The sequence below is a fragment of the Streptomyces sp. NPDC045678 genome (genome assembly GCF_056432085.1).
Window position 1 is genome coordinate 52000 of sequence record NZ_JBWKJS010000002.1, and the last position, 25656, is coordinate 77655.

At 70.8% G+C, this 25656-nt stretch carries 24 protein-coding genes and 1 pseudogene; 12 read left to right on the plus strand and 13 right to left on the minus strand.

The window, feature by feature from the left end:
* Positions 1-90: 90 nt before the first annotated feature.
* Both AC07DO_RS06830 and AC07DO_RS06835 read right to left on the minus strand, forming a co-directional pair.
* A complete protein-coding gene (locus AC07DO_RS06830; RefSeq protein ID WP_479057598.1) occupies positions 91-471 on the minus strand; it encodes a hypothetical protein in 381 nt (126 codons plus the stop codon).
* A gap of 402 nt (positions 472-873) precedes the next feature.
* On the minus strand, positions 874-1638 hold the full coding sequence (locus AC07DO_RS06835; protein WP_479057599.1) for a GAF and ANTAR domain-containing protein: 765 nt from the start codon (positions 1636-1638) through the stop codon (positions 874-876).
* 394 nt (positions 1639-2032) lie between these two features.
* Here AC07DO_RS06835 and AC07DO_RS06840 point away from each other — a divergent pair, with 394 nt between their 5' ends.
* Complete coding sequence (locus AC07DO_RS06840) at positions 2033-2497, plus strand: GNAT family N-acetyltransferase (protein ID WP_479057600.1); 465 nt, start codon at positions 2033-2035, stop codon at positions 2495-2497.
* A gap of 211 nt (positions 2498-2708) precedes the next feature.
* Positions 2709-3215, plus strand: a complete 507-nt coding sequence (locus AC07DO_RS06845) for a carboxymuconolactone decarboxylase family protein (protein WP_479057601.1) — start codon at positions 2709-2711, stop codon at positions 3213-3215.
* A 123-nt stretch (positions 3216-3338) separates the two neighbouring features.
* Here AC07DO_RS06845 and AC07DO_RS06850 read toward each other — a convergent pair whose 3' ends face one another.
* Complete coding sequence (locus tag AC07DO_RS06850) at positions 3339-4124, minus strand: SAM-dependent methyltransferase (RefSeq protein ID WP_479057602.1); 786 nt, start codon at positions 4122-4124, stop codon at positions 3339-3341.
* 257 nt (positions 4125-4381) lie between these two features.
* Between AC07DO_RS06850 and AC07DO_RS06855 the strand changes: the two genes are divergently transcribed.
* Positions 4382-5356 carry an epimerase gene (locus AC07DO_RS06855; RefSeq protein WP_479057603.1) on the plus strand — a complete coding sequence of 325 codons (975 nt, stop codon included), beginning with the start codon at positions 4382-4384 and terminating at the stop codon, positions 5354-5356.
* Between the two features lie 71 nt (positions 5357-5427).
* Here the strand turns inward: AC07DO_RS06855 and AC07DO_RS06860 are convergent, their stop codons facing one another.
* The 4 genes from AC07DO_RS06860 to AC07DO_RS06875 all read right to left on the minus strand — a co-directional run bounded on the left by AC07DO_RS06860 (position 5428) and on the right by AC07DO_RS06875 (position 8870).
* Entirely contained in the window at positions 5428-6009 is a 582-nt protein-coding gene (locus tag AC07DO_RS06860) for a GNAT family N-acetyltransferase (RefSeq protein ID WP_479057604.1), read from the minus strand.
* Positions 6010-6078: 69 nt separating this feature from the next.
* Positions 6079-7542: an FAD-dependent monooxygenase gene (locus AC07DO_RS06865; protein ID WP_479057605.1), complete on the minus strand. Its 1464-nt coding sequence runs from the start codon at positions 7540-7542 to the stop codon at positions 6079-6081.
* 81 nt (positions 7543-7623) lie between these two features.
* Complete coding sequence (locus AC07DO_RS06870; protein ID WP_479057606.1) at positions 7624-8229, minus strand: acyl-CoA-like ligand-binding transcription factor; 606 nt, start codon at positions 8227-8229, stop codon at positions 7624-7626.
* 86 nt (positions 8230-8315) lie between these two features.
* Positions 8316-8870 carry an ATP-binding protein gene (locus AC07DO_RS06875; protein WP_479057607.1) on the minus strand — a complete coding sequence of 185 codons (555 nt, stop codon included), beginning with the start codon at positions 8868-8870 and terminating at the stop codon, positions 8316-8318.
* 146 nt (positions 8871-9016) lie between these two features.
* Between AC07DO_RS06875 and AC07DO_RS06880 the strand changes: the two genes are divergently transcribed.
* Positions 9017-9961, plus strand: a complete 945-nt coding sequence (locus AC07DO_RS06880) for a threonine/serine dehydratase (RefSeq protein ID WP_479058531.1) — start codon at positions 9017-9019, stop codon at positions 9959-9961.
* A gap of 282 nt (positions 9962-10243) precedes the next feature.
* On the opposite strand, the gene AC07DO_RS06885 is transcribed toward AC07DO_RS06880, so the two are convergent.
* Positions 10244-10963 carry a hypothetical protein gene (locus AC07DO_RS06885; RefSeq protein ID WP_479057608.1) on the minus strand — a complete coding sequence of 240 codons (720 nt, stop codon included), beginning with the start codon at positions 10961-10963 and terminating at the stop codon, positions 10244-10246.
* Between the two features lie 284 nt (positions 10964-11247).
* Between AC07DO_RS06885 and AC07DO_RS06890 the strand changes: the two genes are divergently transcribed.
* A complete protein-coding gene (locus tag AC07DO_RS06890; RefSeq protein ID WP_479057609.1) occupies positions 11248-11769 on the plus strand; it encodes a hypothetical protein in 522 nt (173 codons plus the stop codon).
* Between the two features lie 126 nt (positions 11770-11895).
* On the opposite strand, the gene AC07DO_RS06895 is transcribed toward AC07DO_RS06890, so the two are convergent.
* Positions 11896-12708 carry an acyl carrier protein gene (locus AC07DO_RS06895; protein WP_479057610.1) on the minus strand — a complete coding sequence of 271 codons (813 nt, stop codon included), beginning with the start codon at positions 12706-12708 and terminating at the stop codon, positions 11896-11898.
* A 453-nt stretch (positions 12709-13161) separates the two neighbouring features.
* On the opposite strand from AC07DO_RS06895, the pseudogene AC07DO_RS06900 reads away from it, so the two are divergent.
* Both AC07DO_RS06900 and AC07DO_RS06905 read left to right on the plus strand, forming a co-directional pair.
* Positions 13162-13330: pseudogene (locus AC07DO_RS06900) on the plus strand (TetR/AcrR family transcriptional regulator); the annotation flags it as partial.
* 163 nt (positions 13331-13493) lie between these two features.
* A complete protein-coding gene (locus tag AC07DO_RS06905) occupies positions 13494-13730 on the plus strand; it encodes a DUF6207 family protein (protein ID WP_479057611.1) in 237 nt (78 codons plus the stop codon).
* A gap of 26 nt (positions 13731-13756) precedes the next feature.
* Here the strand turns inward: AC07DO_RS06905 and AC07DO_RS06910 are convergent, their stop codons facing one another.
* Positions 13757-14206 (minus strand): hypothetical protein, encoded by a 450-nt coding sequence (locus tag AC07DO_RS06910; protein WP_479057612.1) that lies wholly within the window; start codon positions 14204-14206, stop codon positions 13757-13759.
* Positions 14207-14384: 178 nt separating this feature from the next.
* On the opposite strand from AC07DO_RS06910, the gene AC07DO_RS06915 reads away from it, so the two are divergent.
* From AC07DO_RS06915 to AC07DO_RS06930, 4 genes are all read left to right on the plus strand, one after another.
* A complete protein-coding gene (locus tag AC07DO_RS06915) occupies positions 14385-14864 on the plus strand; it encodes a hypothetical protein (protein ID WP_479057613.1) in 480 nt (159 codons plus the stop codon).
* Positions 14865-15084: 220 nt separating this feature from the next.
* A complete protein-coding gene (locus tag AC07DO_RS06920) occupies positions 15085-16173 on the plus strand; it encodes a hypothetical protein (protein ID WP_479057614.1) in 1089 nt (362 codons plus the stop codon).
* Between the two features lie 340 nt (positions 16174-16513).
* Positions 16514-17110 (plus strand): HPP family protein, encoded by a 597-nt coding sequence (locus AC07DO_RS06925; protein ID WP_479057615.1) that lies wholly within the window; start codon positions 16514-16516, stop codon positions 17108-17110.
* A 264-nt stretch (positions 17111-17374) separates the two neighbouring features.
* Entirely contained in the window at positions 17375-18586 is a 1212-nt protein-coding gene (locus tag AC07DO_RS06930) for an alanine--tRNA ligase-related protein (RefSeq protein ID WP_479057616.1), read from the plus strand.
* Here the strand turns inward: AC07DO_RS06930 and AC07DO_RS06935 are convergent, their stop codons facing one another.
* Entirely contained in the window at positions 18587-19294 is a 708-nt protein-coding gene (locus tag AC07DO_RS06935) for a DJ-1/PfpI family protein (protein ID WP_479057617.1), read from the minus strand.
* Between the two features lie 348 nt (positions 19295-19642).
* Between AC07DO_RS06935 and AC07DO_RS06940 the strand changes: the two genes are divergently transcribed.
* Entirely contained in the window at positions 19643-20263 is a 621-nt protein-coding gene (locus AC07DO_RS06940) for an L-threonylcarbamoyladenylate synthase (protein WP_268769108.1), read from the plus strand.
* Between the two features lie 24 nt (positions 20264-20287).
* Here the strand turns inward: AC07DO_RS06940 and AC07DO_RS06945 are convergent, their stop codons facing one another.
* Together AC07DO_RS06945 and AC07DO_RS06950 are read right to left on the minus strand one after the other, a co-directional pair.
* Positions 20288-23548 carry an amidohydrolase family protein gene (locus AC07DO_RS06945; RefSeq protein ID WP_479057618.1) on the minus strand — a complete coding sequence of 1087 codons (3261 nt, stop codon included), beginning with the start codon at positions 23546-23548 and terminating at the stop codon, positions 20288-20290.
* A gap of 98 nt (positions 23549-23646) precedes the next feature.
* A complete protein-coding gene (locus AC07DO_RS06950) occupies positions 23647-25437 on the minus strand; it encodes an Imm49 family immunity protein (protein WP_479057619.1) in 1791 nt (596 codons plus the stop codon).
* Between the last annotated feature and the right edge of the window lie 219 nt (positions 25438-25656).

Here is a 25656-nt window from a genome sequence, read left to right on the forward strand (position 1 = left end):
TGCCGTCCCAAGAGCTGATGCAACAGGCTGTAAGGGATGTCCCGTAACTGCGGGCCCTGCCTGGCGGGGGCCCGCTCCGTGGCCGGGTGGTCAGCAGAAATCGAGCGGGATGTCCTCGTCCACGCAGTACTTCATGACGTCGATCAGCCGGCGGACGTCCTCGATGCGTCGTTGGAGAATGGGGTCGTCGGCGGTGTGCGGCCGCTCACCGAAGATTGCTTCCAGTCGGGGCAGCATGGCCGCGCACTGAGCGGCTGTGAGGTCGCCGTCGTCATCTGGGTGGTCAAGTAGCGGTGTCAGCGTGGTCGTGACGCTGCTCCACGGGCGGTTTCCGCCGAAGCCAACCATCTCGCAGAGGCGGAGCCCCTCAGTTTGCGCCAGCCACTCCCTGAACAGGTTGAACCCGTAGTACGACCACGAGATATCTGGGCCGGCTACTTCGTCATCTGCAGGGCAGAGCATGAGCCCCATCCTGACCTCCTTGCCGCTCGGCGATCATGATCAGTTGTGGGGCTGGAGCCCTCGTGGGGTGCTCTATCCCACCCTCGGCCCCTGCCTCATTTCCGTCGACGGTTGCGGAGTCGCTGGACTCTTGGAATGAGGTAGGCCACAAGGGAGGCGGTGAATACGACCGCGACGACACTCCGAAGCATGAACCAGGCCGGGCCCTCGAGATCAACGATCCCCGCGAGCAAGTTCAGGGCAGCCGCGATACCGAAACTACTCCATGCCCAGCGCCTGGCTCTGTCCTCCCTCATGGAGGACTGCGGCTGAACATCCATCAAGGTCTCCAACGGAGAGTGCCCGGGCGGCAGCAGCGGCTCGGAGACCATGTGCCGAGCCGGCTCCCGCCCATGCCGATGAAGGCCGGTTTCAGGGCTGGGCGGCATCCCGGTTGGGCCCCCGCGGAGGCGGGGAGAGGGTGGTGGTTCCGTCGACGATGTCGCGGGCCAGGTCGACCAGCCGCAGATGGTGGTGGCGGGCATGGGCGCGCAGGAGGTTGAAGGAGGTGTCGGGGTCGGTCCCGTGACGGGCGGTCAGGAAACCTTTGGCCTGTTCGATGTTGGTGCGGCTGTCCAGCGCCGTCTGGAGCTGGGCTCGAACGGTGCGGTGCTGGTCAAGAGTGGTCTGCTGGAGCAGGGAAATGGCGGTGGCATCGGCCAGGGCCCTGGCCAGGTCCCGGTCGGCCTCCGACAGCGGGTCGGGGACGCGGCGGAAGAGGTTCAGCACGCCGATGACTTCTCCGCGCAGGCGGACAGGGGTGGCGTGGACGGAGGTGTAGCCGGAGCGGCCCGCGCGGGTGTCGAAGCGCGGCCAGCGCGGTGAGGGGGCGGGTTTGATGGTGTGATCAACTGCGGCCGCCTCGTGGAAGGCGGTGAAACACGGGCCCTCGCTGGCGTCGAGCTCGAAGAGTTCGACCAGGCGCACGCGTTCGGAAGAGGACGCGACCAGCTGAAGGGGCCCCTTGGGCACGGCCAGCATGACGCCGGCATCGCCGATGTCGAGGAGGTCCATGCAGTGTTCGGCGACCCGGTAGAGGAACTCCGCGGGGTCGAAATCCTCGACCAGGGTGTCGGCCAGATCGATCAACGCGGCGGTGATCCGCGCCTCGCGCGGCAGGCGAGGCGGCCCGTTCATCGAGGACGGGCTCGAGGGCAAAGGGGAATGGGACATGACGGCCTCCGGTCGAGGAAAGATCAGCGACCGAGGCCGGAAGCACGCTACGGGGGCTGGGTGTCATACCACCCGCCGAGGGCTGACCTACCACCAAAACTACTCCCCCGCAGGCACGCAGACCAGCTTCTCCCCCCCATCCCCGCAGCAGGCCGCACGTGTCCGATCGACACAAGAGGGCACGGCGGCCTCCGCCTATTGACCATCCCTGTGTGCGCCAGGAGGACATGCGGACGCTGCTCCGCGACCTCCCGATGCAGGGGGAGATGGGCACCTCGGCGCCGGCCAGACAGCAGGGGGTCCGTGCCCCGTATCTCAGCAGAGCTTGCGACAGGGGAATTCCGGTAGACACAGCTGTATGACCGTCATCGACCTGCGACCGGCCACTGCCGCGGACAGCGAGTACTGCTTCCAGCTGCACAGGGCAGCCATGGGTGCTTACGTCACATCCGTCTGGGGCTGGGACGAACAGACCCAACGCGACTTCCATGCCCACGCGTTCTCCCCGGCCCGATGGCAGATCATCACGGCCGACGGCACGGACGTCGGCATGCTGCACGTCGAGCACCGACCGACGGAGATCTACCTGGCACGGATCGAGCTCCACCCGGACCACCAGGGACGCGGCATCGGCGCCCGGCTCGTCCGCGGCCTCCTGCACCAGGCCCGTCGGCAGGGCCGGGACCTGACCTTGGACGTCCTCGTCGTCAATGAGCGGGCCCAGGCCCTCTACCGGCGGCTTGGCCTGCACGAAGAAGCTCGGCACGGCGAGAACAACATCAAGGTCAGGATGTCCACCGGGCTGCCTCGGCCCAGCACGTAACCTCCGTGTGCCGGCTCCCACCGACTGACCTGACCTGGAACGTCGGCGGCACACCGCGGCTCTCCCCCTCGCGCCGGCGCGCCCGTACCGACCTCAGTAAGGCGCCGGCCCGCGCCCGGAATCCTGCGCGTCGGGCAGCCGCTTGTCACCTTTCCCTCTCGTGCTCCGTCGTGGCAGTGACAGCAACTTGAGAGCCTCTGAGGAGATGGTGATGGCAGCACGTTCGATCACGACGGAGCCCCGGATGGTTCCGCGCATGTCCGAGGACCCCGCGGAGCTTGTTCCCGAGCTGGCGGAGGTGTCGGCAGCGTTGTTCAAGGTCACCGGCAACGGTTCGGTACCGCGCTCCACGATCGGTCTGGTTCAGTTGCGCGCCGGTCAGATCGTCGGCAGCACCTACCTGACCGTTCTGCACACGGGATTCTTGCGCAAGGCCGGGGAGTCCGAAGAGCGGATCACCTCGGTGGCGTCCTGGCAGGACTCGCCGTACTTCACCAGTGCCGAGCGTGCGGCGCTGGCGCTCGTGGAGGCGGTGCTTCAGCCATCCATGGACGGCGAGAGGGTCTCCGACGAGCTGTACGCGCAGGCGACCGAGCATTACGGGGACAAGGCGCTCGCCACCCTGATGTTCGCCATCGGTCAGGTCAGCTTCTTCATCTCGGTGGCGCTCATCGCCAAGCCGGTGCCAGGACGGTCATTCACCGATCCCTGGAAGTGACGCCTAGCGGATGAGGTCGGGGTCCGGGGTCGGGCGTACGGCGTTCGGGGGGGGCGGGTTTCGGGGGCGCGGGACGTGCCCGCCAGGCCGGCCCGGCCCCTGGCCGGCCCGCCCCTCTATCCGTCACGGGATACGCGCCACCGCCGCGTAGATCCCGCAGTCCTCCGTGTCCGGCTGCGCCGTGCCGTTGAACCATTCGGTGGCCGTCACCAGGCCGGGTTCGCGAAGGTCGAGCCCGTCGAAGAATCGGGCGACCCCGGCGCGGGTACGGAAGCCGAGCTGGATGCCGCCCTTCGCGTACTCCGCGGTGACCTGCGCCGACAGCTCCGGGAAGAGGTCGGAAGAGGCGTGCGACAGGACCAGGTGGCTGCCTGAGGGCATGGCGTCGACCAACGTGCGCACGATCCCGTGCGGGTCCTCGTCGTCGGGCAGGAAATGCATGAGCGCGATGAGGGAGAGCGCGATCGGCCGGTCGAAGTCCAGCAGGGTGCGGGCATGGTCGAGTATCTCCAGCGGCTGGCGGACGTCCGCCTGGATGTAGTCCGTCTTTCCCTCGGGTCGGCTGACCAGCAGGGCTTCGGCGTGCCGCAGCACGATGGGGTCGTTGTCGGTGTAGACGACCCGTGCCGACGGCACGATCTCCTGGACGATCTGGTGCAGGTTCGGAGCGGTGGGGATTCCGGTGCCGATGTCGAGGAACTGGTCCACGCCCTGACTCGCGAGCCAGGCCGTGGCGCGGTGCATGAAGGCACGGTTCTGCCGTGCGGCGTCCTTCGCCTCGGGCGGCAGCTTATCGCCCACGGCCTCGTCGACGGGGTAGTTGTCCTTGCCGCCGAGCAGCCAGTCGTAGACACGGGCGGGGTGCGGGTTGCTGGTGTCGATCGTCGGCTTGGGTGCACCTGGGGTCATGGCCTACTCCGTTGCTGCTGCGAGACGCTTGGCGCGCCGCAGTCTGCCACAGCAACATCATTTCGCAGGCGCGATGTTGAGGTGGGCGGCATGCGCGAGGCTGTCCCCCCTTCACTCACCCGCCCATCCGCCCCTCCGCCCCCCCGGGCGCCCCAGCCTCCGGGCGCCGGCTCGGCTACGTATGCTCGGGGCGAATGCTGACATCAGCGGTCCAAGCAACTGGGCCCCAGAGGCAGAGTCACAACCCGGGAGGCGTAGTGAAGATCGTGCTGCCAGGCGGGACCGGTCAGGTGGGCGGCGTGCTGCGTCGGTCGCTCGCCGCTGCGGGTCACGAGGTCGTGGTCCTGACCAGACGTCCGGGGCGGGACGGCGAAGTCCCCTGGGACGGCCGGACGCTCGGTCCTTGGGCGGAGGTGGTCGACGGCAGTGACGTGGTGATCAACCTTGCGGGACGTAGCGTCAGCTGCCGCTACACCGACGACAACCTCCGCGCCATGATGGACTCGCGCGTCGACTCCGCGCGCGTCGTGGGCGAGGCGATCGCCGCGGCCCGCAAACCGCCCCGGGTCTGGCTCCAGATGAGTACCGCCACCATCTACGCCCACCGTTTCGACGCGCCGAACGACGAGGTCGGCGGCACGATCGGCGGAGACGAGCCCGGAGTCCCCGGTTATTGGGCCTACAGCGTCGAGATCGCGCGGAACTGGGAGCGGGAACAGGAGCGGGCCGCGACGCCGGACACGCGCAAGGTGGCCCTGCGGTCGGCGATGGTGATGAGCCCGGACCGCGGCGGCGTCTTCGACTACCTGCTGTGGCTGGCGCGGCTCGGCCTCGGCGGATCGGTCGCGGGCGGCGCGCAGTACGTGTCCTGGATCCACGACCGTGACTTCGTCCGTGCCGTGGAGTTCCTGATCGAGCGGGAGGTCATCAGTGGGGCGGTCAATCTCGCGGCCCCCGGCCCGCTGCCGCAACGGGAGTTCATGCGGGCGCTGCGCGGCGCCTGGGGCATGCCGGTCGGGCTGCCCGCGACGCGGTGGATGGCCGAGATCGGCGCCTTTGCCCTCCGCTCCGACACGGAACTCCTTCTGAAGAGCCGACGGGTGGTGCCCGGGCGGCTGAGGGAGGCCGGGTTCGTCTTCGACCACGGCGCCTGGCCGCAGGCGGCAGCCGATCTCGTACGACGGACACGTCGGGAACGGTCCCGCTCACGACGGACGGCGGCACACTCCTGACCGCCCCGCAGCTTCGGATCGGCCCCCTTCGTCGTCTGGTTGGATACGGCCGCCCACCTGAATGACGTCGGTCAAGCGACAGGCACTGGGCCGAGCTGCGGTGCTGACGCCTTCCGCGTGGCCGGGGACCACACGCCGAACCACTGCTCGGCACCGAACTCCCGGAACCGTTCCACCTCTGCGAACCCCAGCTTCGCCGCGAGGCGCATCGAACGGTCGTTGGCCGTCTGGGTGCACAGCACCACCGGCTCTCCGGGAAGCGCGGCGGCGAACCAGTCCAGTGCCGCGGCGCACGCCTCGGCGGCATACCCGCGCCCCCACGCGTCCGGCAGGAGCATGTAGCCGAGCTCGGCCTCTTCGGTGTCCGGGCGGACGTGCCCGGGACGCTCCGCGTCGCGTCGATCGAGCATGACCGTGCCGATCGGCGCCCCGTCGAGCTCGATCACGAAGACGCCGGGGCGACGCCCTGGTATCTCCGGCACGGCGCGTTCGAGTTCGTCGCGCGGTCGGGGCCCGCCGAGGTACGTGCGCACCTCCGACGACGCGAACAGCTCGATGAACGCTGCACGGTCCCGCGCCCGGGACTCACGAAGTACGAGCCGTTCGGTCCTTATCGGAGCGCGTGGCCAGGCGACGGGTCCGAGTTCAGCCATGGCGGGCAACTTATCGCACGCCCGCCTCCAGGGCCCCGCCCCTGAACGTCACGCCGTCTTGATCCGAGCTCAGGGCGCCCTGAACCACGTTCCGAGCGCGTCGTGCAGGCCATCGTCGGTGGTGCCTTGCCAGGCCACGTAGCAGTCGGGCCGGAGAAGCAGTGCGGTGTCGAGTTCCGTTTCCGGGACGGTCACGGTCTCGACGTGTGGTGCCCAGACGCCCGCGTCGAGGGTGCCGGTGGGGTCCAGGAGGAGTGGGCGGCCGGTGCGCGTGTGTTCGCGGAGGCCCGGCAGGTCCGGCGCCCATCGGCCGACGAGCGGGCCGGTCGCCGGGCCCATCTCGTAGGTGATGTCCGCGCCGGACAGCAGTCCCGCGATGTGCCGCCGTGCGGTCGGCTGGGTGAGCAGCTCGCCGAACAGTTCACGCAGTGCCGTCACGTCGGTGCCCGGGCGGGTGAGCAGCGACTGGGCCTGGGTGTGCATGGCGACCCGCCGCGCGGCGGGGAGCCGTTCCGACTCGTACGTGTCCATGAGCCCCTTCGGTGCGTGCCCGCGCGACTCCGCGGCCAGCTTCCAGCCCAGGTTCACCGCGTCCTGAAGGCCCAGGTTGAGTCCCGGGCCGCCGATCGCCGAGTGCACGTGCGCGGCGTCGCCGAGAAGGAACACACGGCCCGCGCGGTACCGCGATGCGATTCTGGTGTTGCCGCCGAACAGCCGTCTCATCACGTGCGGCCCCGGTCCGGTCGGCGGGTCGAGCGATACGGCGTCCACGCCGAGCACACGGGAGACGCTGGCTCTGAGCTCGTCGAGCGAAGCCTCGCCTTCGGCCGGCTGACCCCATTCCACCGTGGTGATCAGCGGAGCTCCCTCCGGGAGCGGCCCCCAGGCGATGAGGCCGCGTTCGGTGCGCAGGTGCTGGAACGGCGGTACGACACCGAAGCCGGGTACGACCAGACCACCACCGGTACCGATCATGTCCGGGGGCACGCTCACGTGACCGCTGCGCGATACCGAGTCGTCCGAGGTCACGCCGGGGAACTCGATCCCGCTGAGTTTGCGGACCGTGCTGCGTCCACCGTCGGCACCGACCAAGAACGCCGCTTCGACCGGCTCCCGCCCGCGCAGCTCCACCGTCACCGACCTCTCACATTGCGTCAGGCCGGTGACCTCGCACCCGTAGCGGACTTCGACCCCCAGTTCTGCCGCTCGCTCGGCGAGCATGTGCTGGATCCGGCGCTGCGGCACCAGCAACGTGTACAGCGGGTTGTCCGGCAGGTCCGCCAAGCCGAGCGGGAACGCTCCGAACACGAAACCGGGTGTCGGCTGGGGCGTTGCCCCGGGTGCGGCCAGCCGCTCGTACAGTCCGCGCCGGTCGAGCATGCGGACGACCTGGCCGACCAGGCCGTTCGCGCGTTGCTCGCCGGTCGGCTCGGTGAGGCGTTCCAGGACGAGCGGACGCGCGCCGGCCAGGGCGAGTTCGCAGGCCAGCATCAGACCGTTCGGTCCGGCGCCCGCGACGACGACGTCGATCATGGATGGAGTCCTTTCCGCGCAGGTGGGCAAGGGGCATCGGCCCGGCGGCCCGCGCCGGGCTTCCTGCTGTGCTGTGGGGCGCTAGGGGGTGGGCAGGCCCGCCGCCAGGCGGGCGAGCGCGTCCGCGAGCAAGGGGCCCAGCGGTGCCGGCGGATCGGCGCGGAGGTGGTGCGCCATGGCGGTGTTGACCGCGGCCATCACCGTGGAGGCGACAAGGTGCGGATACAGGTCCTGGTTCGGGTCGGTATTCGTGCGGTCCCCGATGGCCACGGCGATCTCGGCCTCGGCGACGGCTCCGGCCCGCAGCATCTCGCCCTGCAGCGCCGGTGCGGAGAGGACCAGGCGCACGCCCGCCGTCCACGTCTGCGCATCCGGAACAGGGTGCGCGGCCGCCGCGGCGTCCGGTTCGAACTGCTTGAGCACCGCGCGAGTGATCGCGTCCCACAACGGTTCCGCCGGATGTTCGCGCAGCGCTTTTGCGACGCCCAGGCAGCGGTCGAGGTGGCGGGCGACGATCGCTTCGCCCTTACTGGAGAAGTAGTTGTTGAACGTGCGCGGTGAGACGCCGACGGCCCCGGCGATGTCCTCCACCCGCACGTTGTCGAACCCGTGCTCGACCGCCAGCCTCAGTGCCGCCCAGCTCAGCGCGGAGCGCGTCTCGGCCTTCTTCCGTTCTCGAAGCCCCATGGATCCAAGGTACCTAAAGTTGCGCGCCACGCAAACATGCGTGGCGCGCAATATTTTTAGGTCCAGTCGTCCGTCACAGCAGTCAGTCAGGAACCGTGGGCGGAGCGCGACCCCGACCAGCCGGTCGCGGCCACCACCTCCCGCGCGATGTCGGAGACCGATCGCCCGTCCGTCACCACGCGTACCGCCCCCGCAGGGGCCCGCTCATCCAGGATTCGCGCCTTGCGGGCGCTTCCTTCCAGTTCCTGCTCGAGCTCCGAGCCGAGTTCTCGTCCCACCAGGCGCTCGCGGGCGGTGGCGTCGGAGGCGGTGAGCAGGACCCGTACGAGTCTCGCTTCGGCGCCCACCGCGCGCTCGAACATGCCCGTCGTCTCCGGCAGGACACTCATGGTGTTCGTGTAGATCAGGCGTCGGTAGCCGCAGCGGGCGTAGTTCGCCCACACCGCTGTCAGATTGCGTTCGGTGATCTCCGAGCGGTGCGGGTCTCCCTGCGGGGCTGGATGCACCTGTCCCATGAAGTCACCGTCGATGATCGCGTGCGCGACCGCCTCGGAACGCAGCAACGCCGAAACCTCCCACCCCACCGTCGTCTTGCCGACACCAGCACGTCCTCCGATGAGCAGTACCTCCGCATGATCCATGTGGGCAGCGTGCCAGCGGACGACCACCCCACGCGATCCGATATCGCTCTTCGGTTGGACAGGAAAGCCATCCGCCCGCCGGCTCCGGAGGACATGCACGTATCGTGCAGACGAAAACGGCGTACGACGTCACTTGGAGGGTCGCCATGATCGGTGTCGAGGAGCTGGAGGCCGCGGCGGCCAGGATCGCCGGTCACGTGGTGCGGACGCCCACACTGCCCAGTCCGGGGCTGAGCGCACTGCTCGGGGTCCCGGTCACCGTCAAGCTCGAACTGCTGCAGCGCAGTGGCTCGTTCAAGGCGCGAGGTGCCGTCGCGAAGCTGCTGACGCTGACCGGTGAACAGCGCGCGGCCGGTGTGGTGGCGGTGTCCGGCGGCAATCACGGTGTCGCCGTGGCGGAGATGTCGGCCGCGCTGGGCGTACGGGCCACGGTGGTCATGCCGCGGGCCGCACCCGCACGCTCCGTGGCGCAGGCCCGTGCCGCCGGAGCCGACGTTCGGCTGACCCCCACCATGGCCGAGGCGTTCGCCCTCATGGAACGGCTGGAGGCCGAGGGGCTCACGCTCCTGCATCCGTTCGCCGACCCGGTGGTGATCGCCGGGCAGGGCACCGTGGGGCTCGAACTCGCGCAGGACGCCGGTGAGTTGACGGATGTGCTGGTGTCCATCGGCGGGGGCGGACTGATCGCCGGTGTGGCGGCGGCACTGCGGGTGCGGCGGCCGGGTGTACGGGTGTGGGGTGTGGAGACCGTCGGCGCCGACGCGATGTCACAGGCGCTGACCCACGGCGGGCCGGTACAGGTGGACGTGGACTCGCGGATCACCACACTCGGTGCGCCCACGGTGTCGCCGCTGACCTACACCATGGTGCGCGACTTGGTCGACGAGGTACTGGTCGTACCGGAGGCGGACGCCTTCGCCGGCGTCCGAGAGCTGGCAGAACACGCCAAGGTGTGGGCCGAGCCCGCGGCCGGCTGTCTCCTCCCGGCAGCCCGCCGTGTCCTCGCCAAGACCGGGGACGAGACGCGCCTCGGGCTTGTGATCTGTGGTGGCAACGCGTCGGTGGACGACGTGATGGCGTACGCGGGCTAGGGCCTGTCCGTGGCCGCTCTCTCCATGAACTGACGCGGGCGTCCCGGAATCGGCTCCTCCCTCTCCCCCACCGGTACAGTCCCCGTATGGGGTGGGACAGGCGGAACGGCGGGGCGCGGCCGTGCGGCTGGTGCGGGACGCCGGTGGAGCAGACGAGCCGTTGGCGCAGGCGTCGTTACTGTTGCCGTAGCCACCGCCGGAAGGCCAGTGCCCTGTCCCGGGCGTTCGACTTGCTCGACTGGCTGACCGGCGGCTGAGCTCGGCCATCTCGTCGGCGGGGCGTCACCAGTCGATGTGTGCCTCGATCCAGCGGTCCAGCTCCTCCGTGTCGTCCTCACGCGGCAGCTCGGGGGCCAGGCCGAGGGGAGAAGCGGCGAGTTGCAGATGGGTGAGGTAGCCGTACGGGCCGTTGTCCGCGTGGGGTCCCACGATCACGGCGTGCGTGGCGGTGCGCCAGATCCGGTGCGGCATCGGCGGGCCCGTCACCACGGCCGCGTCACTCGTGACCGTCCGCTCCGGGGCGGCCCCGAGGTGGGCCGTGACGGCCTCCGCGGCCCGGTCGAGCGCCTCGACGCACTCCTCTAGTGAGGACGGGCGTCGAACGGTCCACCCCGGCGCCCGGCCCCAGTCATCCACGAGTTCGCCCAGCCACGGCATGTTGGCGAGGTCCTCGTCGTCCGGGTCGGCGGGGTACAGCTCCCCGAACACGAGGAAGCTCCGCGCTTTCGCATCTCCGAACGGGGAGTCGCCCTCGGTGCACAACGGGTGCCCGAAGCCCGTGCGGTAGGAGTCCGTCAGGCATTCGTGCTCCCAACTCCAGTCACGGGCACGCAGAACGGCGTCGAGCGCGTCGAAGTCGTCCGCGGGCGCCGGTTGTTCCGACAGGGCCAGGAATTCTCCCACGGCGGCCGGGGTCAGGGGGCAGTGGGCCAGTGCGTGCACGGGAGCGGGGCCGAGAGCGGGAGCGGGGGTCGGCGTCGGCGTGGGTGGTGGGGTGGACATGGCGCTCAGGCTAGGCCACGCGGGTGGGGACCCGTCGACTGCTGTGCGATCAGGGGAGGCGGGCAGGGCGGCGTCACGCGACGGCACGGTGACCCCGCTCTCGTGGACCGCGCGTCCACGCCGCCGCGCGGGCCTGGGCCGGCCATCGCTCCATCGGGGCTTGCGCCGTAGCCCGGCTGGCTCTCTCCAGCGCGCCGGGTTCCTCAGGCTCCGGCTTGCATGAGGCATAGACGCGGCACCCAGCGACCCGACCGGTCCGGCCGCGTCCGGAACGAGGACGAGCCATGCGTGTCATATCCGCCGTCGCCACCGCCGCTCTGACCACGGCCACCGCGTTCACCGTCGCCGTGCCGTCGGCGACCGCGGGTGACCAGCCTTCGTTCTCCGCCACCCCCGACCCGGCCAAGCCCGGGGACGACGTGGTCCTGTCGGTGTCGGGCGGCTGCGAGGCCGAGTCGGCGACCGCCGACTCCGACGCCTTCGAGTCCCAGGTGACCCTGTCGACCGGCTCGGCCGGGATCTACACCGGTACGGCGAAGATCCGTCCCAGCGCGCAGGCCGGCTCGTACGACGTGGATGTGGACTGCGAGGGCGGCATGTCGAGTTACTCACTCGACGTCGCCGGATCGGTGATGCCCTCCCCGCCGCACCCGATGCCGACACGCGGCTCCCACGCGGGTGTCGGCGGCTCCAGCGGCAGCGGTTCGGACTGGGCGACCATCGGTCTCGGCGCGGGTCTGGTCGCGACCGTGTGGGGCGCGGTGTGGGTCAAGGCACGGCGGCCCGAGGACGGGCAGCGGCGCTAGCGGGGATCACTCGCGTCCACCGCGTCCACCGCATCTACCGCCGCCTTGCGGGCGGCGGGGCACGGCGGAGGCCCCCGGTACGGGTGTCGTGCGCACCGATACCGGGGGCCCCGTCGACGAGACCCGTCAGGAGCGGGGCAGTGAGGTGTTGGTGATCGGCAGCTTCCGTTCCGCGCCCTTTACGTAGAGGTCCCGCGGAGCCGTACGGAGGCTGAACGCATTGTCGTCGCGCGAGACCCGCACGGACAGTACGAAGAATCCGTCGCCCTCGGCCGTCGTCTTCACATGGGACTGGTTCTCCCAGTAGGTCTGCAGGAAGACCTCCGTGCCGCCCGGGTCGACACCCTTGGGGAGCTCGACCATGCCCTGGACGGTGAGGATGTCCCCCGCCTTCACCTTCGTCTTGTTGACCTTGTAGCTGAGCGAGCTCGGCTTGGCGGCGGCGTACACGGTGGTGTCCGCGAAGTAGCCGTCCTGCGGCGTGTCGAGGTCGCCGTCCTCGTCGTACTGGGCCGTGATCTGTACGTCCTGCTCGACGTTGAGCAGGCTGCTGCCGCTGACGTGGTCGATCTCGACATTGGGCAGGGTGAACTTTCCGTCGGCGTCGCTCACCGGCTTGCCCAGGTCTCGGGGTTCGTAGTAGTGGGGGTCGATCGGGTCGCCCCACGGGTTCCAGGTCGTGAAGCGGACGACCTCCTGGAGCGTGACCGGAATGCCGGGCGCGGGCGTACCGTCGGCCTTGGTGACGGTGCCGGTCACGTTGACCTTGCGGTTGTCGTAGTCGGTCTTGACCGGATCGGTACTCACCTTCAGGACGTACGCGTCGCCGGGCGCGGGGGATCTGGACTCGGCGGTGGCGGTGGGGATGGACAGCGCGCCTGCGACGAGGAGCAGCGCGGCGGTTGCGGCCAGCCGCGTCGGCAGGATGTTTCGGGGCATGTTCGTCAACTCCAGTGGTGGGTTTGCGGGAGGGGTGCGGCTGTTGCCGTGGCGGCACCGGTTCCGTCGCGGAGCAGTCGGAGCAGTCGGACCAGTTGTGTGACGCACCGGGTTCGACAGGTCGACCGGGAACGGAGTTGTCCGCCCTGCGGTCGCCGTTACACGGCTGTGGCAAGGGGGTGATTTATCCGGATTACGACTTCAACTCGCCCTTGGCCGCAGAACACCGCCCGTTCATCGAGGAGTGGGCGCAGCGGGTGCCGGTGTCGTTTCACTGCTGCGCCGGGCAGCACGAAGGCCCGCAACCGGTCGGTGCGGGCCTCCGGCCCGGATCAGGCCGCCTGGCCTTGGGTTCGCTGCTCCGAGGTCGTCCGCGCAGGGCGAGCGGCCATCAGTAGCGCGGCCAGCGCGATGGGGGCGACCGCATGTTCGCAGGAGCGCCGCCACCCGATCACGGTGTTCACAGGTCGGCCGCACAACGGAACCGTCGTGACGCAGCGAGAGGCACAGCGCCTGACCACCGCGCTCAGGGCCCTGTTCGTCGGCCTCAGCCAGGGCGTCACCCTCGGCCTGGCCCCCGGAGGCGGACGAGCAGTACTTCGCCGATAACGCCCGCGCTCTTGGCCTCCGGGATGCCCCTCACGGGCGAGCACGACCCTCGTCCGGTCCGGCGCGTATGACCCCTTCCTGGGCCTCTTACTCCCGTCCGGCACACATAGAAGTCGGACGGGTGAACCTGTCCCCCGCACCGAACTGCCACTGCCGTGAGCTGCGTCGATCCCGGCATGAACAGCCGTGATCTTCATCTGACGGAGCCGGGCACGGCCCGGATCACCATCCATTCCGGTGACGAGCACACCGTGACCGTGCTTGCCTACGCGATCGCCGCGCACCTGAACGCGACCGGCCCCTCAGAGCCGTACGCGGTCTCGGGAGAGGGTGGCATCGCGGTCACCCTGTATGCCTCCACGCGCGCCACCGGCGGGCCGTCGGCGGCCTGGTTCGGGCAGGGGGGACGCTGACAGTGACAGTGACGTGAGTGCCGCCGTCAGGTGGTCGACGCGGAGGTGATGGTCAGCGCGCGGACCAGGGCGTCTTCGGTCTCCTCGCTGAAGAACCCCGTGATGCCGCGCAGGAGTTGGAGTGCGGTGCGTACGCCTCCGGGGAGCGGGAAGGGCATGCCTGCGGTCGGCACGACGTGCTTCTCGGGGGCGGTGCGTGCCGCCTCCAGGTGGGCCTGGGCCAGGCTCAGATCGCCACTGCCCGCGTGCTGGACCGCGCAGGTCAGGTCGTGCGCGGCGCTGCGTGAAAGGTCGAGGAGTGCCTGGATGGCGGACGCCGCCGTGTCGTCCTGGAAGGCGGGGACTTCCCTGTCGTCGGGGAGGGCGGGCGCCCGGGTGTGGTCGCGTACCGCGGCACTCAGATGGCCGCCGGCCCGGTCGAGGATCTTCACGATGGCGGACAGCCGGCCCGCCTCAAGGATTGCCTGAGATGCCATGCCGAATCCTTTCATCACCTCGTTCGTCGACTCCGTGACTCCAGCGTTATCACCGGGCTCCGTGCGGTGCGAACCTCCCTGCGGGGGCGCACTGCACGCGCAGAGGGAAGCTCCGCTGCGCGCGGTGAGGAGTTGAGGCACACGGCGGCGCACATCCGCGCTTCCGTACGATCACGCCATGACTGCTGATGCCCCGCTCACCCGTGAGTCGTTCCGGCGCCTACATCCGATCAACCTGCCCCGGCCGATGTCTCAGTTGCCGGATCGCGTCTGGACCGACGAGGAGTGGGACCGGATCCGGCGCGGATACCGAGCCCGGGACATGGACGAGAAGTGGAACGTCTTCGTGGAGGGCGATGTCCTTTTCATGCACCGGAGTTGGACCGGTTACGGCATCTATGAGGCGACCTTCGCCTCTGATCGCGGGAGGCGGATCACCTCCGCTGTGGCCGAGGGCGACAGGGAGCGCTCTCGCACCATGGGCGACGAGTACGACTGCCTGATGCTGGAGCTGCTCATCAGCACGATCGTCCTCGGGGAGCCCGCCACCGACCTCCGGGCCCGCCTCACCGAGTTGACTGCCAGGGCGTCGGGCAGGAGTGACCTCGATTCGGGTGTGGTGGAGCACAGCGCTCTGGGGTTGCGCTCCGGATCGTAGGGCCGACGGCCCCGGGCCGGCACTGTCCTGGCCCGGCCTCGCCGCCCCATGCCCCCGGCAGGCCCGCGGCCGGCTCATGCGATTATGCGGTCGGCTTTCTCGATCAACCGGCGCTCCGTCAACGAGCCGACCGGGGGGACGGACGAGCTGTCGGGCCATGGCCATTGAGCGAACACGGGAGCATGCGGTGGGTGGGGTTGGGGGGCAGGACGGGTCCTCGGTGTCCGATGAGGAGTGGGAGCGGTTCCTGCGGGAGTCGGTCAAGGGTGCGGCCGGGGCTCCGGTGGAGCCGTCGGCGCGCGCCCGTGGGGTGGAGCAGCGGCTCAGGGCGGGGGCCGGTCAGGCGGAAGGCCGGCGTACGTACTCGCCTGCACGGCCCCGGCGCAGGACGGGCTGGTACGTGACGGGGCTGGTGGCTGCCGTTGCCCTGCTGGGCGTAAGCCTCTTCCCGCAGCAGGTGTTCGACCTCTTTGACAGCGACGATGGTGGGCGGAACGAGGCGCCGCTCGCAGCCGAGTCGGAGAGACCGCGTGACGCTCCGGGCGCCGAACCGGCGCAGCGCGCCACCTGGGCCGAGCCCTTCCGGGGTTCGCCCGCCGCGCGCTGGGCCGACGGAGCGTCGGGGATCACTGTGCCTGCCGCCAAGGCGACCGGTTGGATGGACGCCGCGCAGGTCGGACGGGCGCTGGAGCAGAGCCGGCGCTTCCTGGTGGCTGCCGGGCTCGACCGGGGCGTGCTGCGCGGCGAGCGGCCGACGAAGGCGATCGGGCTGCTGAATCCGCACCAGGACGACGTCCAGGAGTACCTGCGTTCCGCCCTGTCGTCGAAGACGCCCACGCCCACCACCGACCCGCTGCTGCTGTTCAGCCGCTTCCGGCCGCAGCAGGCCCAACTGGTCGGCGACGTGGTCAAGACGCGCGGTCGGCTCTCCTACCGGGAGGGCGAGCGCGGGGCGCTCGAAGTGACGGCGGACGTCACCTTCGTGTACCCGGTGGCGCCCGCGGGCGAGCGGGGGCGGGACGCCGACATCGTCCGTACGATCGTGCGGCGCGAGGTGGTGATGAGCTGGGACGACCCGGACAAGATCATCACCGAACCGGGCACGATGTCCCTCGTCTCCTACACGCTCGACCTGACCAACGGCGGCTGCTCCGAGCCGACCGGCTACTTCGCACCGCCGTTCGACACCGCCGACAAGCAGCACGCCGACGAGGACCACCGGGTCGATCCGTACGACCGCAGCAAGCCCGTCGACAGCGGCGACACGCAAGCCGGTGGCAAGAGCTGCGCCACGGCCACGCGCTCCTAGCGCGTGCGGGATTGGTCGTACGAGTACTGGGTCCGTACTCGTCTCGTCAGCGCGTGGCCCGGTCCGTGCGTACAGGGCCGCCCAGCACCGGGCGACGAGTGCCCGGGCCCGGGTGCCGGGCCAGGGCTGGGTCTTCGGACACATGACGGCTGCCCAGGACCCTGACCTGCGGCTACGTGAGAGCGCCGCGTAGAATTCCGGGTGAGTACGCGGATATCCCCACCCGGACCGCCGCCGGTGCCCACGTCCCTGCCGACCGCGAGGGAAGACGGGCCGACTCCTGCCCTTCTGCCATCGCCGTCCGGGTTTCCGGTCGGCCCTGCCCCGGAATCGCACTGTCTTGAGCACCGACGAAATCGTTGACGCACCACCTGTCTCCGCGCCTGCTGCCCCCGTACCCGTTGTCCCTCTCGCCCGGTCCGGCCGCCCGCGCTCCGGCTTCCGCGCCCGTCTCGCCGGTCGTGCGCCCGCCCCGCCCTCGCCCGGCGCCGCGCTGCACAACATCAGCGCCGCTACTGCCGTGCTGCTGGTTCTGGTGGCGATAGGTTCCGTCATCCACGAGCCCGTGCTGATACCCCCGCTGGCCGCGTCCGCGGCGATCATTCACTGCGCACCCGGGCTGCCGCTCGCTCAGCCTCGCAGTGTGATCGCCGGCCATCTGCTGTGCGCCGCCGTCGGTTACGCGGTCGTCGCCGCGTCGGGCAGTTCGCCGTGGGCGGCGGCCCTCGCCGCCGGGACCGGTCTCGCCGTGATGACCGTGGCCCGCACCCAGCACTCCCCCGCGTGCGCGACCGCCGTCGTCATCGTCCTGAACACACCGCGCCCCACCACCTTCGTACCCCTTCTCGTGGGGTCCGCGGGCCTGCTCGTCCTCGCGGGCTGGGCCGCCTCGTACGCCCGTCCCCGGACGCCGCGCTACCCCGCCTACTGGTGGTGAGCCCCACCGGTGGTGACCCCGCGGATAATCACGTGCCCCCGCCTGCCGGGCTCGTTATCCTCGGCCACATGAACGTCACAGGCCCACGCACCAACGCGACCGCGCGAGCGACCAGCTCGCCGGTTGCCGCCGCCTGACGTCTTTCCCACCCTCCATCGGCGACCGGAAACGGCCCGCCGATGGCGACTCGTGGCTCATGTCTCGTGACTCGTGGCGGACCCGTTGTCCGGTGCCTCCCCGCTCTACCGGCGAAGGAGCCACCTCATGAACACCGATCACGTCGTCCGCACGTTCGTCGACTACTTCCGGGAGCGCGGACACCACCGGATCACCGGATCGACCCTGCTGCCGCCGCCCGGCGACCCCGTACTGTTCACCACCTCGGGCATGCACCCCCTCACCCCGTATCTGGAGGGGCGCCCGCACCCTCTCGGCAACCGGCTCGTCAACGTGCAGCGCTGTCTGCGCACCACCGACCTCGAAGAAGTCGGCGACCCCACGCATCTCACCGTCTTCGAGATGCTCGGCACCTGGTCGCTCGGCGACTACGAGGGGCCGCAGAGTCTGCGCTGGGGGTACGAGCTCCTGACCGAGGGGCTGGGTGTCGATCCGCGCATGATGCATGCCACCGTCTTCGGCGGCGACGACCGCACCGGCCCCGACACCGCTTCCCTGGAGGTGTGGGAGGAGCTCGGGGTTCCGGTGGAGTTGACGGTCGAGGACAACTGGTGGTCCAACGGGCCGACCGGGCCGTGCGGTCCCGATTCGGAGATCTTCCTCTGGACCGGGGGCGGGAGCGGGACAGGGAGCGGGACAGGGGCCGGGAACGATGGCGGTCCGCCGCGGTCGACGCCCTCCCAGGACGACCGTTGGGTGGAGATGTGGAACCACGTCACCATGCGCTACCGGAAGCTCGACGACGGCTCCCTCGTTCCGCTCCCCCAGCGCAACGTCGACACCGGACTCGGTCTGGAGCGGCTGGTCGCCGCCCTGCAGGGCAAGTCATCGGTGTTCGAGAGCGATGTCTTCGAGCCCTGGCGTCTGCTCGTACCGGAACTGTGGCCGCTGGACGAAACGTCGCTGCGGCTCGTCTGCGATCACCTGCGTTCCGCTGTCGTGGTCATCGGCGACGGGGTGCGGCCGAGCAATACCGACCGCGGGTACGTGCTGCGCCGCCTGGTGCGGCGCCTGCTCACCGTCCTCTGGCACGACGAGCCCGGGTCACGCAGTCTCGGGGATCTGCCCGATGCTGTGGTGCAGCACACTCTGGACCGCTTCCGTCAGGACGTGGACACCGTCGACGTACGCGTGATCCTGCTCGACGAGGAGCAGCGGTTCCGTCGGCTCCTGGAGCGAGGGCGAAGGATCCTGGCCCAGCCCCGGTTCCGCGGGCCGCTGGACGAGGAGCGCTTGCGCTACCTCCACGACACGCACGGTCTGCCCCGCGACCTCGTCCTCGGCCTGCGGCCCGAGTGATCAGACCGCCGCGTCCGCGATCAGCTTGAGAGCGAGAGCCTCCGTTTCGGCATCGGCCTTCTCCGGGCTGCCGGTGTCGAACGGCGGGTCCGGGTCGTACTCGACCGCCAGCTGCACCGCCTCCGCCACCTTGGTGCTCGAGAGACGGGCCGCGAGGTGGAGGCCCATGTCGATGCCCGCGGAGACACCCGCAGCCGTGATGATCTTCCCCGCCTCGACGAAGCGCCCCGGCTTGTACGTCGCGCCGACCTTCTCCAGATACGGCCGCGACGCCCAGTACGTCGTCGCGGGGAGGCCGCGGAGCAGGCCCGCCGCCCCCAGGATCAGCGACCCCGTGCACACCGATGTCGTCCAGACCGAGCGGCGGTGGACACGGCGGATCCACTCGTGGGACTTCGTGTCGCCCATCATCGCCGTCGTCCCCCGGTCCCCTCCCCCTGGGACCAGCAGGACATCGGCACCGTGTACGTCCCGCATCGCGCGCTCCGCCACCAGGCTCAGCTCCCCCGTGTCCGTACGGACCGGGCCCACCTCGCGGGCGACCATCGTCACCCGCACGCCCGGGACCCGGCAGAGCACCTCGTACGGTCCCACCGCGTCCAGCGCCGTGCAGCCGTCGTAGAGCAGGACCGCGACCTCGAGCCGGCCTCCCCCGGACACCGCCCGCGCCGGTCCTGCGCCCACTCCGACCGCTGCCGCGGCTCCCACGCCGACCGCTCCCGACACCGCGCCCCGCAGCACCCCTCGCCGACTCGGCCGCACCCGCCGGTCACCGTCCCTGTCTTCTCCGCCCAATCCGCCCATGATCTCCAACGCCCGCCTTCAGTAGGGAAGTTGACACCTCGTCCACCTCAGTAGTCGTACGCCATGGCCCCCGAGTTCCACCCGCTTTCCCGGCCCTTGCCTTCCGGGTAGAGGAGGCCGCCGCGATCGAGGTGCCGACCCTGCGGCACGGCATCTGCATCACCCACGCCGAGGCCGTCAACCAGGACCTCCTCGACTTCGTCGGCGCTGCCTGGTCCCGGCCGACACACCCCTGTCACCTAGACTCGACAGATGGCTAAGTACTTCGACGTGCACCCCGACAACCCCCAGCGCCGCAGCATCAGCAGCGTCGTCGACGGGATCCGCTCCGGTGCGCTCGTCGCGTATCCGACGGATTCCTGTTACGCGCTGGGGTGTCAGCTCGGCAGCCGTGACGGCATGGACCGCATCCGGTCGATCCGTCAGCTCGACGACCGGCATCACTTCACCCTGATGTGCGAGAGCTTCGCGCAGATGGGGCAGTTCGTTCATCTCGACAACGACGTGTTCCGCGCCATCAAGGCCGCCACGCCCGGCAGCTACACCTTCATCCTGCCCGCCACCAAAGAGGTGCCGCGCCAGATGATGCACCCGAAGAAGAAGACGGTCGGCGTGCGCATCCCCGACCACACGGTCACCCAGGCCCTCCTCGCCGAGCTCGGCGAGCCGCTGCTGTCCAGCACGCTGCTCCTGCCCGACCAGGAGGAGCCGCTGACCCAGGGCTGGGACATCAAGGAACGTCTCGACCACCTCGTGGACTCGGTCATCGACTCCGGCGACTGCGGTACGGAGCCGACCACCGTCATCGACTTCTCCGACGGCGAGGCGGAGATCGTGCGGCGCGGCGCGGGCGACACGTCCCGCTTCGAGTAGCCCCGGCGGCGGAGGGCGCTGCGCTCAGTCCACCGGCGTGCAGCACCCGTCCCTCCGCAGCAGGTGGCCCACCTTCCGCCAGTACGCCTCCCCCTCGTCCCGCCGTCGCCGCTCGAAAGCCGAGGTCAGGTCCGCGGTCCGGTAGAGGGTTCCGGCCCGGAGCACCGACACCGTCCGCACCATCGTGTCGAAGTCCGTGAACGGGTCGCCGTCCACCACGGTCAGGTCGGCGACCTTTCCCTGTTCGACCGTGCCCAGGTCCCGGTCGAGGCCGAACACCCGGGCCGGCCGTACGGTCGCGGTGCGCAGCGCCTCCGCCGGGGTCAGGCCGCCCAGGTGCAGGGCGCGCAGGCCCAGGTGGAGGGCGAGGCCCACCGGGACGATGGGCTGGTCCGTGCCGAGGGCCACCTCGCCTCCCTTCGACAGGATGCGGCGGTAGATGTCGGTTTCCCGGCGGAGTGTCGCCAGTTGCGCGTCGCTCGGCGGTACGGCCGCCCCCGCCCTCACCGCCGCCGCGTCCCACGGCGGCATCACCGCGGTGACGCGTGGGTCGTCCGCGAGTGCCGGGTCGGCGCCGAGCAGGGGCGCCGAGGTGAACGGTGTGGCGATGAGGGAGAACGCCGCGCCCCGGGCGCTGTAGATCTCGATGACGTCGTCCCACGCACGGCCGGTGGCCGTGATGGCGTGCCCGGACTCCGCGCGCTGGGTGGCCTGCAAATGGGACGTCAGGTCCTGGCCGAGTTGAATTCCGGGTGAGAGGAGGTGGCCGCCCGTGCGTACTCCGAGCCTCTCGTGCGCGAAGTGCGCCGCCTCCTCCATCACCCAGCCCGGCGCCCGCACATAGGTTTTGACGAAGTCCCAGTCGAGTGCCGCTCCGCGTCGCAGCGAGCGTCCCAGTGCCGCCCGGCTCCGGTGGGCGCGTCCCATGCTGTACGCGACGCGGGCGCCGTCCAGCAGCTCACCGGTCGTGAGCAGACGGGGGCCCGCGAGTTCTCCCGCGTACACCGCCTCGCGGATGCGGGCCTGTTCGTAGGCGAAGCCGCCCAGTGAGACGGCCGTGGTGATGCCGTACGTCAGCTGGCCCGCTGTCTGGCGCCCGCCGTAGGTCGTCTGCCAGGGGTGCGTGTGGGTGTCCCACAGGCCGGGGACGACCGTGCGGTGCGAGGCGTCGACGCGGCGGTCCGCGGGACGGGCGGGGCCTGCGGGGCGGTGGGGTCGTACGGAGGCGATGCGGCCGCCGCGGACCACGATGTCGACGTCGTCCCGCACCTCGTCCCCGGTGCCGTCCCACAGCCGTCCCGCTTGGACGACGACGTCCGCGGGCGTGGGCCTGCGCCGGTCCACCGGTACCCGCACCGTGCGCGGCCGCTCCCCGCCCGCACCGATGCCGATGAGGCGCAGTCTCCCGCTCGACAGGTAGAGCAGCGACTTCGAGTCTCCCGCCCACGACGGATGGTCGGCCGGTTCGTCGGAGAGCACCCGCAGTGCCCCGCGCGGTGTGCCGTCGGGCCGCACGGGCAGCAGGCACAGCGCCGATTCGACGATCACGGCGAGCCAGCGGCCGTCCGGTGACCAGACGGGTCCTGAGTCGTACCGGTCGGAGAGCGAGGCGTGCGGGGCCACGGCGTGCAGGCGGTCCGCTCCGGTGTTCGCGTCGACGACGCGGATCAGGTTGTAGCCCTCGCGGAAGCGGTTGTTGATGCGGTTCCGGTCGCAGAGCGCGATGTACCGGCCGTCGGGCGACCAGCTGGGCCGGCCCGGGAGGCCTCCGCCGCCGAGGGGCGTGACCAGCGCACGTTCGGTGCCGGACGCGAGGTCGCGTACGACGAGGCGGCCGGTCATGTCCAGGCAGGCGAGCCGGTCGCCGTCGGGTGAGAGGGCGGGGTGGGTGCGGCCTCCGGTCGCCAGTGCGGTCTCGGCGCCGGTGGCGAGGTCGTGGCGGTAGGCGCCGAGCAGTCCGTCGCGGTCGTCGGCGTAGATCAGGGACTTGCCGTCCCGTGCCCAGGTCGGGGCGAGCAGGTAGCCGGTGGCCGGTGCGCGGTGCAGCCGACGGGGTGCCTTGCCGCCCGACGTGTTCGCCAGCCAGAGCGAGTTGAGCGCGGCGAAGGCGACCCGGCGGCCGTCCGGCGAGAGGGCGGGCAGGTGGATGCCGCGCGTGGGCCGGGCCCGCCCGAGGCCCAGGTCGTACTCCTTGACCCGGTAGTGCGGGCGTTCCACCGGCAGGGTGGCGTCGAAGGGGATCACTTCCGGGGCGCCCGGAAGCAGACCTCTGTCAGAGCCCTCCGGTCCGGCGGGGCTGTCGGGGCTGTCGGGGCTGTCGGGGCTGTCGGGACGTACGAGCGTGAAACGGCCGTCCACCGTGAGCAGGAGCCTCCCCTCCTCTGCCCAGCGCGGCGGCACGGGAGCCAGGTCGCCGTCGAGCGCGACGGGCCTCCCGTCGACGACCAGCGTGCAGGACCCCTGGGGCGCGGCCGTGGTCCGCAGGTAGGCGAGGCGTGCTCCGTCCGGGGCGAGCGCGGGCGTCATGACCTGCGCCTTCGCGGTCTCGGTGTGGGTGACGGTGACGGGACCCGCTCCGCCGGCGGGGACGGACGCGATGGTGCGGGCCTCCAACGTGGTGCCGGTCTGTGTCGCGACCGGTGTGCCGCGGACGAAGAGGAGCCGCCCGCCGTCCGGTGACCACGTGGGGTCGAAGTCCTCCCACGGGCCGTCCTGCAGAGGGCCGTCCTGACCCGGGCGGCCGGTCACGCGGACGATGTCGCCGCTCGCGAGATCCAGGACGTGGATGCGGTACGAGCCGCCGCGCACCGGGTCGCCGCCCCGCTCCGACGCGAAGGCGATCCGTGAGCCGTCCGGCGCCCAGGCGGGGCCCCGGTCGTCCCAAGGCCCCTCCGTACGCTGTCGCAGCCCCGATCCGTCGGGGCGCATCGTCCAGATGTGGAATCCGCCGTCCTGGTAGGCGCAGAACGCGACCGACGACCCGTCCGGCGCGTACACGGGGCGGTTCGGCTCCAGTCCCGCCGGGGTCAGCGGCACCGCCTCGCCGCCGGTGCGGGGCAGGGACCACAGGGTGGCCTGCGCCTCGACGATCAGCCGGTCCGCGCCCGGTGCGAGCGTCGCCGCGCCGTTCGTCACGCGCGTGAACGAGAGGGGGACCGTGGCGCGCGGCCGGGCCGGCGCCGGGGCCGCGGTCCCGAGGGCGGCGACGGCCCCGGAGGCGCCCGCGGCGACGAACAGTTGACGTCGGGACAGAGGCAACACGGTGTTGTGCCGGTCACAGTCCATGACACAGAACACTCGCCCATCGGCACCGCCGTGGACAACACCCATCGACGCCAACACGCCGGTGTCCTGCCCCGCTGTTGCCCTGACGCGTCACTGCCCTACGTGGGGAACTCGCCGAGCCAGTCGCGCTTGAGGAAGTGCTTCGGCAGGTACGGCGACGTGTCGTCGACGGGGAAGTCCGAGTCGTACGCCAGGCATGCCAGCGCGAGCGGGCCGAGGGCGATGCGGCTGTACAGCGCGGTGGTTCCGGCGCCCGACCTGTCGTTCCAGTACCGCTCGTGGTGGGCGAGCGACTCGGTGAGGGCCTCGGCGAAGGCGGCACGGTCGCCCGCGATCAGGCGGTGCATCAGGGCGGCCGGCTGGTAGTCGATGAGGTTGAGGAAGTCGCTGGGGGTGCGGGTCGCGACGTGCGGGTGGGACGTCTCCATGGTGGCGATGAGGTGCTGGACGATGTCGTCCATGGGCTGCCTGAGCCGGAACGCCCGCAGTGTCCGGATCCAGTGGAAGACGTACTCGTCGGCGGGGGCGGCCCGGCGCAGGTCGTCCAGCGGCACGTCGCAGAGCGCCGTCAGCCGGTCCTGGTCCCTGCAGACGGCGGCGAGGTAGAAGGCGTCGAGCCAGGCGCGGGCGTCCGCGCCCGGTACGGGGCCGGTGGCGGGCAGGCGCAGGGTGCGGTCGGCGATGCGGCACTCGACGGTGCCGCCGGTGGTGGCGGTCGTGCGGAACAGCGCCGAGCCGGTCTGCGTCGCCCACACCCATGCCTCCCAGGTCTCCAGGCGCGCGCCGTCGGGATCGGCGGCGAAGCGGACGTCGCTCAGCCGCTTCGTTGCGGCGAAGGTGTGGGCGACGCCTGCCTCGCTCTGTGCGAGACGGACGATGCCCGCGGCCGCGGCGGCGGGGTCGAGATCGGCCGCGTCGGCTTCCGCTCCGACCGGCTCACCGCCAGGAACCCCAGCGGCAGCGGTCCGCGGCTCCGCGGGGGCGGACGCGCTCTCCGCGTGCAGCTTCTTCATCAGCTCCATCAGTTCGGGCGGCGGCACCACGGAGAAGGAGCGGGTCTCGTGGTCGATGGCGGTGAGCGAGGTCATCCGCCCCTCGTGCCACCAGTACAGCCGGGGCGAGAGTGCGCCGGGACCGTCCTCGTAGGCGCCGAGCGCGTACGCGCCGAGGTCGTTGACCGCGTCCACCACGGTGCCGTCCTCGATGGGGTGGAACGCCAGCAGGTTGCGGCTGGGCAGGACGACGAGCGCGCCGGCCTCCGGCAGGTCCCTGCCGGTGGTCGCGCGGGCCAGTTCGGGGAGCACGAGTGCTTTGCTCGCCACGAAGTGGGAGTCGCCGTAGACGGTCCACAGCCGCGCGCCCTGCGGTCCTGTCACCTCGTCGTGCTCGACGAGTTCGCGGATCAGGTTGTTGCGAGCGGCCACCCAGAGCTGATCCAGTCCGGCGCGCGCCACGTCGTGGTCGGTGAGGATGCGCACGGAGGTGGAGGTGTCGAGGGCGAGCGCCAGGAGCAGGCCTTCGGCGACCGGGCGTGCGTAACGGAAACTGTTCGCCGTCTCGCCCGCGAAGGCGTCGTCGGGCAGCAGCCGCAGGACGGTCCCTTCGAGCAGTTCCTGCGCGCTCTCCCCGCCCCGCGATCCGTTCTCCAGCGTCGTGAAGTGCTGTTCGACCAGGCGGGGCCAGTGCTCCTCGGCCGTGGCGCGGCACTGGTGCGCCAGGTTCGGGAGCGGACTGCGGCGTCCGTCGCCCCACAGCACGGCAGCGCCCTCGATCCGCGGGCGTATCCCGTGGCGGGTGAGGAGGTGGTCGGCTGTCAGGGTCCGCAGGCGTTCGGCCTGCGGGAAGGTCAGCATCGGCAGGTGGGGATCTGGTGCGTGGTGTTCGTTCACCCGGTGACTCTACGAAGGGCGGGCCCGGCGCGTCACAAAGGGGGTTGGGCAGGTGAACGGTGAGGAACGGAGCGTGGCCGTGGGACGCGAGCGGATGCGGGGGATGCGGGGGATGCGGGGAGGCGAGCAGAGGGGGCGGGGAGGCGACGTACGCCCTGGAGCTGATGCGTCCCGCGCGCGTACTCCCAGAGTCTGGCGGCGCGCGGTACCAGGGTCCGA

Excerpts from the sequence above, each read along its gene's own strand:
- AC07DO_RS06830 (WP_479057598.1), bottom strand. The coding sequence starts at position 471 with ATGGGGCTCATGCTCTGCCCTGCAGATGACGAAGTAGCCGGCCCAGAT.
- AC07DO_RS06835 (WP_479057599.1), bottom strand. The coding sequence starts at position 1,638 with ATGAACGGGCCGCCTCGCCTGCCGCGCGAGGCGCGGATCACCGCCGCG.
- AC07DO_RS06840 (WP_479057600.1), top strand. The coding sequence starts at position 2,033 with ATGACCGTCATCGACCTGCGACCGGCCACTGCCGCGGACAGCGAGTAC.
- AC07DO_RS06845 (WP_479057601.1), top strand. The coding sequence starts at position 2,709 with ATGGCAGCACGTTCGATCACGACGGAGCCCCGGATGGTTCCGCGCATG.
- AC07DO_RS06850 (WP_479057602.1), bottom strand. The coding sequence starts at position 4,124 with ATGACCCCAGGTGCACCCAAGCCGACGATCGACACCAGCAACCCGCAC.
- AC07DO_RS06860 (WP_479057604.1), bottom strand. The coding sequence starts at position 6,009 with ATGGCTGAACTCGGACCCGTCGCCTGGCCACGCGCTCCGATAAGGACC.
- AC07DO_RS06865 (WP_479057605.1), bottom strand. The coding sequence starts at position 7,542 with ATGATCGACGTCGTCGTCGCGGGCGCCGGACCGAACGGTCTGATGCTG.
- AC07DO_RS06870 (WP_479057606.1), bottom strand. The coding sequence starts at position 8,229 with ATGGGGCTTCGAGAACGGAAGAAGGCCGAGACGCGCTCCGCGCTGAGC.
- AC07DO_RS06875 (WP_479057607.1), bottom strand. The coding sequence starts at position 8,870 with ATGGATCATGCGGAGGTACTGCTCATCGGAGGACGTGCTGGTGTCGGC.
- AC07DO_RS06880 (WP_479058531.1), top strand. The coding sequence starts at position 9,017 with ATGATCGGTGTCGAGGAGCTGGAGGCCGCGGCGGCCAGGATCGCCGGT.
- AC07DO_RS06885 (WP_479057608.1), bottom strand. The coding sequence starts at position 10,963 with ATGTCCACCCCACCACCCACGCCGACGCCGACCCCCGCTCCCGCTCTC.
- AC07DO_RS06890 (WP_479057609.1), top strand. The coding sequence starts at position 11,248 with ATGCGTGTCATATCCGCCGTCGCCACCGCCGCTCTGACCACGGCCACC.
- AC07DO_RS06895 (WP_479057610.1), bottom strand. The coding sequence starts at position 12,708 with ATGCCCCGAAACATCCTGCCGACGCGGCTGGCCGCAACCGCCGCGCTG.
- AC07DO_RS06905 (WP_479057611.1), top strand. The coding sequence starts at position 13,494 with ATGAACAGCCGTGATCTTCATCTGACGGAGCCGGGCACGGCCCGGATC.
- AC07DO_RS06910 (WP_479057612.1), bottom strand. The coding sequence starts at position 14,206 with ATGGCATCTCAGGCAATCCTTGAGGCGGGCCGGCTGTCCGCCATCGTG.
- AC07DO_RS06915 (WP_479057613.1), top strand. The coding sequence starts at position 14,385 with ATGACTGCTGATGCCCCGCTCACCCGTGAGTCGTTCCGGCGCCTACAT.
- AC07DO_RS06930 (WP_479057616.1), top strand. The coding sequence starts at position 17,375 with ATGAACACCGATCACGTCGTCCGCACGTTCGTCGACTACTTCCGGGAG.
- AC07DO_RS06940 (WP_268769108.1), top strand. The coding sequence starts at position 19,643 with ATGGCTAAGTACTTCGACGTGCACCCCGACAACCCCCAGCGCCGCAGC.
- AC07DO_RS06945 (WP_479057618.1), bottom strand. The coding sequence starts at position 23,548 with ATGGACTGTGACCGGCACAACACCGTGTTGCCTCTGTCCCGACGTCAA.